Origin of the sequence: Ruegeria sp. HKCCD6428 (assembly GCF_013110595.1) — a bacterium.
In the GTDB taxonomy this organism is placed as follows: Bacteria; Pseudomonadota; Alphaproteobacteria; order Rhodobacterales; family Rhodobacteraceae; genus Ruegeria.
On record NZ_WVQX01000003.1, the window covers coordinates 309,170 to 321,590 of the forward strand.

Below are 12,421 nucleotides of genomic sequence, written 5' to 3' on the forward strand. Positions count from 1 at the left end.
ACGATCAGTAAGGTTTGCAGGGGCCGGAAAGAAACCCTCTCCGGCCCGCTTGAAGATTAATGGAAGACGGCGTCCGGGTTATCCAGGCTGTCTGACCCTTCAAACGCAACCCCGTCCAGCTCCAGTGCGGTTACGATGCGCTCGATCGTTTTGGTCTGATCGATCAGGCCGTTGACGCCGCCCATGATCAGGGCCTCGCCGCCTTCGTTGCCGCGCTCAAGCATCTGGTCATAGGCAAATCCCGCCTCGGCCGTTGTCTTGATCTTGCCCAGGGCCTGCATGGTGGTGGCCAGTTTCGCTTTCATCTCGGTATCCAGCGCCGGATCCGTGGCGATGACCAGATCGGCCAGAGATGCGCCCGAAACCGGGGTGCCATCTATGCGGGTATAGCTGCCCAGATAGACGTTCTGGATGCCCAACCCGTCATAGTAATGGCTGTTGTGGGTGTTGTCAGAAAAGCAGTCATGTTCTTCTTCGGGATCGTTCAGCATCAGGCCAAGGCGCATCCGTTCGCCGGCTTGCTCGCCATACGAGAGAGAGCCCATGCCGGTCAGGATCGCGCTGATGCCTGCTGCTTCGTTCTCCATAAGGGCTGCGCGCGCCGCTCCACCGTCTTTCCACTGATCCGCCATCCAGGCCAGATCGCTGACCAGCAGTTCGGTCGCAGCGCTCAGGTATTGCGCGCGACGGTCGCAATGGCCGCCGGTACAGTCCTCGCCCTGCGCATAATCGGTCGCTGGGCGGTTGCCGGCGCCGGCGCCATGGCCGTTCATGTCCTGACCCCACAGAAGGAACTCGATGGCGTGATAGCCGGTTGCCACATTCGCCTCGATACCATCGGCTTCGTGCAAGGTGTCGCTCAGCAGTTCGGGGGTGATTTCGCTGGCATCAATGGTCTCGCCCGACAGTTGGAAGCTGGGGTTGGCGATGACGTTCAGCACGGCAAATTCGTTTTCGTCCGTCGCACCGCCATAGGCCGCGTCGACATAGTCGATCAGACCTTCGTCCAAGGGCCAGGCGTTCACCTTGCCTTCCCAGTCATCCACGATGGCATTGCCGAAGCGATAGACTTCCGTCTGCTGATAAGGGACACGCGCAGCAACCCAGGCCGCGCGCGCCGCGTTCAACGTTGCGTCCGAGGGATCGGCGATCAGTGCGTTGACCGCATCCTGCAATTTCCTGGCTGAAATCAGGCTGTCCTCAAATTTGGCTTCCGCAATATCGGCATAGGTGTTCAGTACATCTGCCTTGGTGGGGGCATCACCCGAGATTGCGGCGGTTGCCATGCAAAATGTCAGGGCGCTGGCAGTGGTGAATAACTTGGTCATAGGAGTTCGGTGCTTTCCTGTCAGAACTGTCGGATCGCGCGGGGATGCCCCGCGGGTTTCGCGAAGAAATAACTGAGTGGTTTAGTCAGCAATGTCAACCTGAGTTTTATTGTCGGATATAGCAAATGATGGTTGAAGCCCACGCTCCTCCCCATATCTGGCGGGCTCCGATCCGAGGGTTAACATTGCGTGGCGGGTGATTCGCGCTAAAATCACGTATGTGATTCTGTTTAAGGCGGTTGTTGGTTAATGAAGTGCTCTGTTCTGGCGTTGTCTCTTTTTCCGGCAGCTCTTGCCGCTCAGGCGACGCAGATCACGCCCACCCATCAACATGGGTCCGGTCAATTGGAAATCGTGTTTACGGACACGGAATTTACGCTGTCCCTTAAGGTTCCAAGCATTGACATAATCGGGTTCGAGACCCCGGTGGCAAGTGATGACGAGCGTACGCGCGTCGCCATCGCGATTTCCGAACTGTCCAAACCACTGGATCTGTTTGTCGTCCCGCCCGACGCCGTGTGCTTTAACGCATCTGCAAACGTGATCCTGACGCATGATATTCCGGGGCAGCAGGACAACGCGGGCGAGGGGGGCGCGTCATCCGTGCCGGGCGAACACTCGGAATTCCAGGCTGACTACGTTGTTCAATGTCAGGATATGGATGCGCTGACCACGATGGAATTTGCGTATTTCCAGCGGTTCAGCGGGACAGAGAAGCTGAACGTTCGCGTCGGATCAGGCGCGGCGACCAGCACCCATGAAATCACGCGCGCCGCGCCCAGTCTCGATATGACGCAATTCCGTTAGAGATGGTGCTTGAACGCCCGTTTGACGTTTTGAAGCGCGCAACCGAAGCAGTTGAGCCAAGATTGCCTCGTCCATGCCTGGGGCTGCGCAGAAGACGAACACGCTGAATTGAAGGCGGACAAACTGCTCCTCAGTGCGATCCTTGAATGCAGCAATGAGCGAAACCCAAAAATTATTTTTTTCACAAGTGGTTATGACCTTTGAGGTTGCCGGACTTCGCTGAATCAAAAGTCTCAATTGAGGCAAAGATTAACGAATAAGGGCACAAGAATCGCATGTATGACAAGTTCTCGCAAAACTTATGCCAATATCCAAATCTATTGGTACATCATCCTGCCGATCTGTTGACTAGTCCGGTTTTAATGAGGGGGTATCTCGGCAGGGTTAGGGGGGTGCCCGTTCAGGCCCGTCATGGGCCGACAAAGCGCGGCATCCCCTGCCGTATCGTTTTCGACAAGTCCACTACCCGATACTGTCAGTCGATCTTGTTGCGTTGCGCGTGCGGGGTGACGCCAAAGCTTGACCGGTAGACGCGCGAAAAATGGCCCGGGTTTTCAAAGCCGCAGGCCACGGCAACCTCGGTGACGGATGCTTCGGTCTGAAGCAACAGTTTCTGGGCGCGCTCCAGCCGCATTTCCATGAAGTATTTCTTGGGCGACGTGTTGAGGTATTTTCCAAACAGCCGCTCAAGCTGTCGGGTTGAAATGCCAAGCTCTTCTGCAATGAACGAGGGGGAAACCGGGGTTTCGATACTGTCCTGCATGATGTTGATCGCCTTGGCGAGGTGCGCATTGCGCATTCCGTTGCGTGATTGCAGGGAAACCCGTTGTTTGGCCGTGGCATTGCGTACCGCGTTGTAGACCATCTGATCCGCCACATCGATGGCCAGTTCTTCACCGTGATCGCGTTCGATCAGGTGCAGCATCAGATCCGCCGTTGCCGTTCCGCCAGATGCGGTAATGTGCTTTTCATCGGCCACGAACACGCTGCGTACCAGGTTGACCTCGGGAAAGGCTTCCATGAACGCGTCGTGATATTCCCAGTGGATTGCCGCTTGCATTCCGTCGAGAAAGCCAGCCTCGGCCAGCACCCATGCCCCCGAGCACAGGGCGCCGATTTTCGTGCCGCGCGCGCGTTCGCGGCGTAGGGTTGCAAGCAGGGGGCGGGTGACGTGGTCACGCATGTGAATGCCCGACAGAACAAACAGCTGATCACATTTGGCCAGACCCTGAAGGCCGGAATGCACCAGCGTGATGGATCCGTTCGAGCACACGGCCTGCTCGCCATGTTCGGACACAAAGGACCAGCGGTACAGTTCTTCGCCGCTCACAAGATTGGCGATCCGCAAGGGTTCGACCGCGCATGAAAACGCAAGGTGCGAGAACTCCTCGACAAGGATGAAAGTGATGTGCCGCGTCTGAGGCATGAGCAGTACCGTTTGCAAGCTGGGACAAAGTCCAGAACATGAGTCTATTTCGCAGGCTCCTATGCTGCACGAATTTTTATTGTATACAAGTTGTATTTTTATGGAATACAAAACCGTGACCGCACGCGATTCGACCGCGTTCGCCGAACAGAAGGATGAGGCCAAAGCATGAAAGACGAAGCCAAGTCTCGAAAAAGCGCGCTGAGAGAGCACCTGAGAGTGTCCATCCTTACGCTGCGCCTGCGCCCGGGCGCGGATCTGGACGAGGCGCATTTGTCAGAGGAATTCGGCTTGTCGCGCACGCCGCTGCGCGAGGTGTTTCGACAGTTGGCTGGCGAAGGCTATCTGGATCTGCGGACAAACCGCAGCGCCCGGGTTTCCGAGATGTCCTACACCACCTTGCGCGACTTCTTCCTTGCCGCGCCCATGGTATACGGAGCGATCCTGCGTTTGGCGGCTTTGAATGCGTCGAACGCCCAGATCAATGATTTGAAAGAGGCCCAGCAGGCGTTCAAGGCGGCCCTTCGGTCCGGGTCCGGCGAGGACCGAGCCTTGGCCAACAACCGCTTTCATGACGTGACCGGTGAAATGTCCGGCAATGTCTACCTGCTGCCGTCGTTCAACCGGCTGCTGATCGATCACGCCCGGATCGGCATGACGTTTTATCGGCCACAGACCGGTGAAATGTCGGAAAACCTGTCGCTGGCCAGCCAACAGCATGATGCGATCATCGCAGCCATCGAGGCGCGCGATGAGGCGACGGCGGCCAGGCTGGCGGAAGATCACTGGAACCTGTCACGCGATCAGATTGAGATGTTCGTGATGCCTGACGCGCTGGATGTCCCGATGGGAATCCCGCCCCTTTCGAAACCTGCATGAGGACGGAATGAACCCGATTTTCAAGTTTGAGGGGATCTATACCCCTGTGGTCACGCCTTATCACGACGATGGCAGCGTGAATTGGGACGCCTTGTCCGACGTGATCGAATACCTGATCGAGAATGGCGTGCATGGCCTGATCTCGGGTGGTTCGACCGGCGAGAACTATGCCCAGACCGTCCACGAACGTATCGAACTGGCCCGGTTCACGCATGAGCAGTTGAAGGGCCGATTGCCATTGGTGGTTGGCACAGGCGCGATGCTGACGCCGGATTCGATTGCCCTTGCCGCCGGCGCGCGCGAAATCGGCGCCGATGCGATCCTGCTGGCCAGCCCGCCGTATTCGGTGCCGACTGATCGGGAAAACGCGCTGAATGCGCTGGCCATCGACAAGGCCGCTGATCTGCCTGTTATGCTGTACAACTACCCGCACCGCACCGGTACGATGATGGGCGAAGAGTTCCTTGACCGTGTGGGCCGCAGCCGCAACTTCTGCGGCATCAAGGAAAGCTCGGGCGATATCAACCGGGTGCACTTGCTGGCCCGCGACTATCCGCATATCCAGCTTGGCTGCGGCATGGATGATCAGGCGCTCGAATTCTTCGCCTGGGGTGCTCCGTTCTGGGTGTGCGGCGGGTCGAACTTCCTGCCTGCCGAACACGTGGCTCTGTATCAGGCCTGCGTGGTCGAAGGGAATTTCACCAAAGGCCGCCGGATCATGTCCGCGATGATGCCGCTGATGCGGGTGCTGGAACAGGGTGGCAAGTTCATCCAGACCATCAAGCATGGCGTCACCATGAACGGAATTGATGCCGGCGCTATGCGGCCTCCGCTGAAGGGCCTGAACAAGGACGACAAACGCGCACTGGAACAGGTCACGCGCGTGCTGAAAAAGACAATCGCCGACATCGTGGCGGAAGGGTAAGAGACATGGATCTGCTGACACAGGACGAATACAAATCCATCGCCGCAGGCCTGACCCTGCCGACCGGGGCGTTCATCGACGGTGCCTTCCGCCCGGCGATCTCGGGCGAGACGTTTGCAACCGTAAACCCGGCCACCGGCGACAAGCTTGCTGATATCGCGTCCTGCGGCGCAGCAGATGTGGATTTTGCGGTCGAAAAGGCGCGTGAGGCCTTCGACGATGGCCGCTGGTCGAAACTGCACCCGTCCGAGCGCAAGGACGTGCTGATCCGGTTGGCCAAGCTGATGACCCGCAATGCCCGCGAACTGGCGGTGATGGAAAGCCTCGACAGTGGCAAGACCATCTATGACTGCGAAACCGTGGACGTGCCCGAGACCATCCATTGTCTGAAATGGCATGCCGAAGCGATCGACAAGATCTACGATCAGGTCTCACCTGCCAGCGACGACCATATCGCCATGGTCGTGCGTGAGCCGATCGGCGTCGTGGGGCTGGTACTGCCGTGGAACTTCCCCCTGCTGATGCTGGCGTGGAAGATCGGGCCTGCCTTGGCGGCGGGATGTTCAGTGGTTGTGAAACCTGCGGCTGAAACCTCGCTGACCGCGCTGCGTATGGCCGAACTGGCGATGGAGGCTGGCCTTCCCCGCGGCGTGCTGAACATCGTACCGGGTGGCGGTGCCGACGTGGGCGAACCCATCGGGCGGCACATGGATATCGACATGGTGTCCTTCACCGGCTCGACCGTCACCGGCAAGCGGTTCCTGACCTATTCGGCGGAAAGCAATGCCAAGGAAGTGGTGCTTGAGATGGGCGGCAAGAACCCCGCCATCGTGATGGACGACGCCGAAAACCTCGACCGGGTGGCGGCGCATGTGGTGAATGGTGCGTTCTGGAACATGGGCGAGAACTGCTCGGCCTCGTCGCGCCTGATCGTGCACAAAGACGTGAAAGCCGAACTGCTGGACCGCATCGCGCATCACGCCAAACAGTGGAACATCGGCGACCCGCTGGATCCTGAAACCCGCATGGGCGCGCTGGTCAGCGAAGGGCATTACAACAAGGTCTGCGGATATCTCGATCAGGCTGAAAAGGTGGTGATCGGCGGCAAGGCCGATAAAGGCTTTGTCGAGGCCACCGTCGTTGAAGTGCCCGGCAACGACTCGACATTGGCGCGCGAGGAGATCTTTGGCCCGGTCCTGTCGGTGATCGAAGTGTCGGGCTTTGATGAGGCCATCAAGATCGCCAATGACACCGACTATGGATTGTGTGCCTCGATCTTCACCGCCAACGCCAAACGGGCCATTCGCGGCGCGCGGGCGATCCGGGCGGGCACCGTGACCGTCAACAGCTTTGGCGAAGGCGACATCACCACGCCGTTTGGCGGGTTCAAGCAATCGGGCTTTGGCGGGCGCGACAACTCGATCCATGCGCATGATCAGTACACCCAGCTGAAAACCATCTGGATCGATCTTTCAGACGATGCCGACGAGGCTGTGGATTGACACGATACGAGGCCAAAAGACTGCCGCGGCAGACCGGTCCGGCAGGGTGGAATGCCATCCTGCCGCCCCAGGACCCTCTGCCGGTGCTCGAACAGGACCTGACCGCCGACATCACCATTGTCGGCGGTGGGTTTGCAGGGCTAACGGCGGCGCGGCGGTTGCATCAGCTGGACTCCTCGCTGAAGATCGGCCTGCTGGAAGCGGGCCGATTTGCCGATGGCTCGGCGGGGCGGAACTCGGGGTTCATGATCGACCTGCCGCATGATCTGGCCTCGGACAATTACGCAGGCGATGGGTTGGATGCGGACCGCGCCGCCATTGCCCTGAACCGCAAGGCCATCGCCTTCGCGACCGAGATCGCCGCCGATTGCGACCTTCCGCAAGAGGTGTTCGACCCTTGCGGCAAATACAATGCAGCCGCCACACGGGCAGGAGACGCCCATAACCGCGCCTTTGCCGGGCATCTGACCAAACTGGGTGAGCCGCATACTCTCTACGACCAAAAGCAGATGCAAGAGATCACGGGCAGCCCGCATTATGTTTCGGGGCTGTTTGCGCCGGGGACGGTGATGATCCAGCCGGCGGCCTATGTACGGGCGTTGTCGGGTCAACTGGCAAGCCAGATTGACGTATTCGAGAACTCGCCAGTCGTCAGCTTTGAAAAGCAGGGCACAGGCTGGGTGGTCAACACCGCCAAGGCCAAAGTCAGCACCGGGCGGATCATCCTGGCCAACAATGGCCATCTGGAAAGCTTCGGGTTCTATCAACGGCAATTGATGCATATCTGCCTCTACGCCTCGATCACGGCCCCGCTGACCGAGGCGCAGATCAAGACACTGGGCGGGCAACCGCGCTGGTCGGTGACACCGGCGGATCCGATGGGCACCTCGGTCCGGCGCATTTCGGGCAGCTACGGGGATCGCATTCTGATCCGCACCGGGTCCAGCTTTCACCCGACGATCGAAACCAGCCGGATGCGGTTGCGCAATGCCGGCTGGGTGCATGACCGCAAGTTCCGGGAACGCTTTCCGCATCTGTCGGATGTGCGGATGGAGCATCGCTGGGCCGGGATGCTGTGCCTCAGCCGCAACGGATCCGCAGCGTTCGGCGAATTGGAGGATGGCGTGTTCTCGGCCTGCTGCCAGAACGGCCTGGGCATCGCCCGAGGCACCCTGCAAGGCATGGGCATCGCAGAGCTGGCGCTGCAAGGCGGATCAGAGATCGCGGATCACTTTCTGGCGCAGCCGGATCTTCCGCGTTTGCCGCCCGAGCCTTTCGCCTCGCTTGGGGCGAACAGCTATCTGATCTGGAAAGAATGGCGGTCCGGCAAGGAATGACGTGTGGGCGTCAGGGCAAGCTCAGCTTGGCCATGCGCCCACCGTCCACCGTATAGACCTGCCCGGTGATGAAACTCGCATCCCCGGACGCCAGAAACGCGACGAGCGCGGCAACTTCTTCAGACCGCCCTGTTCGGGCCACCGGGTGGATCTTGGCGATGTCGCGACGGAATGCGGACGGGTCGGGCATCGACTCGATGAAATCCTCGTTCAATTCGGTATCGATCCAACCGGGCGCTACGGCGTTGCAGCGGATACCTTCGCCCCCGTGATCCACGGCTACGGCGCGGGTCAGGCCGTGCAACCCTGCCTTTGATGCGCAATAGGCGGCGTGACCGGGATTGCTGCCTAGGCCTTCGATGGATCCGGTGTTGACGATTGCGCCCTTTGTGTCGCGCAGATGCGGCAGCGCGGCTTTGATCATCAGGAACGGGGCGGTCAGGTTCACCGTCAGGTTGAGATGCCAGTCCTCAAGGCTCATTCCCTCGACCGAGGCTTCCTGCATCATGCCGGCGTTGTTGACCAGCACGTCCAGACGCCCGGCTTTCGCGATCACTTCGCCGACCACCTGTGCCGGGCTGTCGGGAAGGGTGAAATCTGCAGCGATGCCGTGAAATTCGGTGTCCTCACCACGTTGGGCGGTAAAGACCCGTGCGCCTTCGTCGTGCAAACGCCGGGCAATTGCCTTGCCGATGCCGCTGCGCCCGCCAGTGATCAGTGCCACCTTTCCGTCGAACCGTTTCATGATACCGGTTTTCCTCCGTTGACCTCGACGAGCGTGCCGCAAACATAACGCGACGCGTCCGAGACAAGGAACATGATGACATCGGCGATGTCATCGGGCTCGGCGATCCGGCCCAGCGGCACGGTCCGGCCCAGTTCGGCCACGGCTGTATCGGGGTCAAAGCCGCGCTTTTCAAAGCCTGATCGCAGCATCGGGGTATTCACCTCGTTCGGGCAAACGGCGTTGATGCGGATACCCTGATGGGCGTGATCCATGCCCATGCACTGGGTCAGGGACGCGATGGCCGCCTTGGTCATGCAATAGACCGCATGATTGGGGCCGGGGCGCAGCCCCCAGCAAGACGCGGTGTTGACGATGGCCCCGCCGCCGGCGTCCGCCATGATCGGAATTGCCGCACGGCAAATGCGGAACGGGGCTTCGACATTGACACCCAATGACAAAGACCAATCCGCATCAGTCGTATCCGTGACCGACCCGCGCGTGATGACGCCCGCATTGTTGATCACGATGTCAAGCCCGCCCAATGCGGACGCGGCTGCGCCGGGCAGCTGGTCTGCATATTCGGGAACAAGCAGATCACCGGGCAGATATGCCTCGGCCTCGATGGCATCGACAGCCCGGTCGGCGACTGCGACCCGCGCCCCGGCATTGCGCAGGCGTTGAACGATTGACGCCCCGATGCCGCCAGCCGCGCCAGTGACCAGAGCCGATTTTCCTTTCAGGTTCATAACGTCATCCATTTTTCAGAATGATGCGACAGGTGTGCCGAGCAGGCTTTCATCAGGAACCACGCCCAGCCCCGGCCCGGTTGGCAGCGCGATATGCCCGCCCTCGATCCGGATGCCGTTTTCAGGATCGTAGTTGCCTTCGATATATGGCGCAGCCAGCCAGACGCCTTCCAGCAGGTCGGGCCGAACGGTTGCACCGATATGGGTACATGCAGCGGCGATGATATCCCCGCCCCAGCTGTCATCGCAGGTATGGGGCAGGTTGCTCGCCTCGCAGATGTCGCGGAAGGCGCGCATCGGATGCAGGCCGCCGATGCGGGTGACCTTCATGCCGAACCCGTCGACCAGACCGGTGCCCGCAGCCGAGATCACGGTGTTCAGGCTGGTGCTGTTTTCATCCATATAGATGCCATGCGTGACCTGAGGCCGGATCTTCCTGAGATCTTCGATTGTGTTGCAAGGCTGTTCCATGATGAAGGGGATTTCGGGGCACTCGCGGCTGACCCGCAGGGCGTCTCGTGTGGTCCAGCCCCGGTTGCCGTCAACGGCCAGACGCATACCCGATCCTTTGACCACGTCCCAAACCTTTCGAATGGTTTCGATGTCGACCTCGACCGGGCGGCCTCCGACCTTGATTTGCAGACGCGGGTAGCCTTCGGCCATTTTCTCGGCAGCCAGTTTCGCGATGTCGTCGGGTGCACCGACGCCCGTGGCAAAATAGGACGGCACCTTGTCCGAAACCGCTCCGCCCAGTAAATCGGAAACCGGAACGCCCAAATGTTTGCCAAGCAGGTCGTGCACCGCAATGTCGATGGCGGCCTTGGCATAACCATGACCGTTCAACAGCCCATCCATCCGGCGATGCAAGGCCAGAGGCAGGACCTCTGTTCCGATCAGGCCCGGGGCCATTTCGACCAGAGCGGCGCGCGCCCCGGCGGCGTGCGCCTCGGCATAGGTCGGGCCAACCGGGCAGGTCTCGCCCCAGCCGATCAGACCGTTGTCCGACACGATTTTGACCAGCGTGGTGTCCAGCGCCCAGACCCGAGCGTTGGCCATGGTATAGGGCCCGTTTTTGACTGGCAGGTCGTGGCTGTAGATATGCAGTTCGGCGATCTTCATCTTGGTTTACGTGTCTTGACCGGAAAAAAGGGCCCACCCGGATGACGGGTGGGCAAGTACGGGGAGTGTGTGTCAGTATGTTTGGTTCAACTCGTCCGCCGCCGGGATTTCCCTTTCGCGACGCGCGATATAGTCCAGAAGGGCCTCGTTCTTGGCCTCGTCCAGCTTTGGTTCTTCATATTCGGCCAATAGTTTCCGCGCATGTTTCAGGGCGCGTTCGGTGATCTCAACTTCGCCTTCGGCGACCCATTGTTCGATCGAGTTGTTGTCGAACAGCTCCGGCATGAAGAACGCGGTCTGAAAGTTGTCCTGCGTGTGCGGATGACCCAGATAATGCCCGCCGGGCCCCACATCCGGAACCGCTGCCAGGGCCTGATCGAAATCGTGCCACTTTGGACCTTCCGCCATCCGGTAAGCCATCGCGCATTGTTCGGCGTCGACGATGAACTTGGCGACCGAACAATGCATGCCCGCCTCGTTCCAGCCTGCCGAATGCCAGACATAGTTGGCCCCGGCGTGAATGACCGCGCTGAGCGTCGTGGCGGATTCGTACCCGGCCTGTGCATCAAAGGTCTTGGCCCCACCCAGAGTGTTCGAAGTGCGCCACGGTACGTCGTAAAAGCGCGCCATCTGGCCGATCATGAAGTTCATCAGGCTGATCTCGGGCGTGCCGGCCATCGGCGCGCCGGATTTCATCGATACGGTCGACAGGTAATGTCCCCAGATCGCCGGGCAGCCCTTGCGGATCACCTGCGTATAGGCCAGCGCCGACAATGCCTCGGCGGTCAGCTGCGCCACGGTCGCGGGCACCGATGCCGGGGTGTTCGCGCCACCCAGAACAAAGGGCGAGCACAGAACCGGCTGATTGCGGCGGCAGAAGGCCCGCATCGCACCCAGCATGGTTTCGTCCCACACCAGTGGGCTGTTGCCGTTGCAGTTGCCGGTGGTGACCGGATGATCGTCAATGAAACCTTCGCCGAACAGGATATCGCACATATCCATCACATCCTCGGCATTCCTGGGCGAGGTGGTCATGCCCATGAAGGTCTTGTCCGAGTACTTCATCGACGAATAGGTGATGCGCAGGTGTCGCTGGCTGATCGGGTGGTCGTAGGGCTCGACAATGTGATGGGCCGAGCTGTGCAGCGCCGGCATCATGTGCGACAGCTTGTGGAACATCGCCAGATCATCCAGCGTCGGGTTGCGGCGTACATCGTCCAGATCGCGCAGGAATGGCGCGCCGGTCATCGGCACGAAAATCGCGTGCTTGCCCCCCAGCGCCAGGTTCTTTTTCGGATCGCGCGCGTGATAGGTGAACTGCGCCGGAATGGTCGAGATCAGCTCGCGCACCATATTGCGGTCCAGATAGACCAGTTCGCCGTCAACCTTGGCACCGGCTTTTTTCCAGTCTTCCAGCGCGATGGGGTCGCGGAACTGAACGCCGACATTTTCCAGAATGTCCATCGCCGCATTGTCGATACGCTCAACCTGGGTTGCGTCCATGACCTCGCACAGCGGGATGCCTCGGGTCAGGCCCGGCAGCATGTCAAAATTCGGAGCGGTGCGTTTGGCGCGGCGGGCAGAACGTCCGCCGGAACGCGTGGCAGTGCGAGTGGTCAAGGGGC

11 protein-coding genes are annotated in these 12,421 nt (G+C 60.1%); 5 read left to right on the forward strand and 6 right to left on the reverse strand.

Annotated features, from left to right (window positions below):
- Positions 1–56: 56 nt before the first annotated feature.
- The gene (locus tag GS620_RS10225; RefSeq protein WP_171615643.1) at positions 57–1,328 is read right to left on the reverse strand and encodes an imelysin family protein; all 1,272 of its coding nucleotides are present in this window, start codon (positions 1,326–1,328) and stop codon (positions 57–59) included.
- Between the two features lie 249 nt (positions 1,329–1,577).
- Between GS620_RS10225 and GS620_RS10230 the strand changes: the two genes are divergently transcribed.
- Entirely contained in the window at positions 1,578–2,135 is a 558-nt protein-coding gene (locus tag GS620_RS10230) for a DUF2796 domain-containing protein (protein WP_171206194.1), read from the forward strand.
- A gap of 475 nt (positions 2,136–2,610) precedes the next feature.
- On the opposite strand, the gene GS620_RS10235 is transcribed toward GS620_RS10230, so the two are convergent.
- The gene (locus GS620_RS10235; RefSeq protein WP_171168787.1) at positions 2,611–3,561 is read right to left on the reverse strand and encodes a GlxA family transcriptional regulator; all 951 of its coding nucleotides are present in this window, start codon (positions 3,559–3,561) and stop codon (positions 2,611–2,613) included.
- A gap of 168 nt (positions 3,562–3,729) precedes the next feature.
- Between GS620_RS10235 and GS620_RS10240 the strand changes: the two genes are divergently transcribed.
- Genes GS620_RS10240 through GS620_RS10255 form a run of 4 tightly spaced genes read left to right on the forward strand, consistent with a single transcriptional unit; the run spans position 3,730 to position 8,204 of the window.
- Positions 3,730–4,440 carry a GntR family transcriptional regulator gene (locus GS620_RS10240; protein ID WP_171118563.1) on the forward strand — a complete coding sequence of 237 codons (711 nt, stop codon included), beginning with the start codon at positions 3,730–3,732 and terminating at the stop codon, positions 4,438–4,440.
- A 7-nt stretch (positions 4,441–4,447) separates the two neighbouring features.
- Positions 4,448–5,365 carry a dihydrodipicolinate synthase family protein gene (locus tag GS620_RS10245; protein WP_171615644.1) on the forward strand — a complete coding sequence of 306 codons (918 nt, stop codon included), beginning with the start codon at positions 4,448–4,450 and terminating at the stop codon, positions 5,363–5,365.
- Between the two features lie 5 nt (positions 5,366–5,370).
- Positions 5,371–6,867 (forward strand): aldehyde dehydrogenase, encoded by a 1,497-nt coding sequence (locus GS620_RS10250; protein ID WP_171615645.1) that lies wholly within the window; start codon positions 5,371–5,373, stop codon positions 6,865–6,867.
- Positions 6,864–8,204 carry an FAD-binding oxidoreductase gene (locus GS620_RS10255; protein WP_171615646.1) on the forward strand — a complete coding sequence of 447 codons (1,341 nt, stop codon included), beginning with the start codon at positions 6,864–6,866 and terminating at the stop codon, positions 8,202–8,204. Before GS620_RS10250 ends, GS620_RS10255 begins: the two co-directional genes overlap by 4 nt.
- 10 nt (positions 8,205–8,214) lie before the next feature.
- On the opposite strand, the gene GS620_RS10260 is transcribed toward GS620_RS10255, so the two are convergent.
- The 4 genes from GS620_RS10260 to GS620_RS10275 all read right to left on the reverse strand — a co-directional run bounded on the left by GS620_RS10260 (position 8,215) and on the right by GS620_RS10275 (position 12,416).
- Positions 8,215–8,949: an SDR family NAD(P)-dependent oxidoreductase gene (locus GS620_RS10260; RefSeq protein ID WP_171615647.1), complete on the reverse strand. Its 735-nt coding sequence runs from the start codon at positions 8,947–8,949 to the stop codon at positions 8,215–8,217.
- Positions 8,946–9,677 (reverse strand): SDR family NAD(P)-dependent oxidoreductase, encoded by a 732-nt coding sequence (locus GS620_RS10265; RefSeq protein ID WP_171169286.1) that lies wholly within the window; start codon positions 9,675–9,677, stop codon positions 8,946–8,948. The genes GS620_RS10260 and GS620_RS10265 overlap by 4 nt, the downstream gene beginning before the upstream one ends.
- 15 nt (positions 9,678–9,692) lie before the next feature.
- Positions 9,693–10,796, reverse strand: a complete 1,104-nt coding sequence (locus tag GS620_RS10270; protein ID WP_171615648.1) for a mandelate racemase/muconate lactonizing enzyme family protein — start codon at positions 10,794–10,796, stop codon at positions 9,693–9,695.
- 72 nt (positions 10,797–10,868) lie between these two features.
- Entirely contained in the window at positions 10,869–12,416 is a 1,548-nt protein-coding gene (locus GS620_RS10275) for a trimethylamine methyltransferase family protein (protein ID WP_171615649.1), read from the reverse strand.
- Positions 12,417–12,421 lie beyond the last annotated feature (5 nt).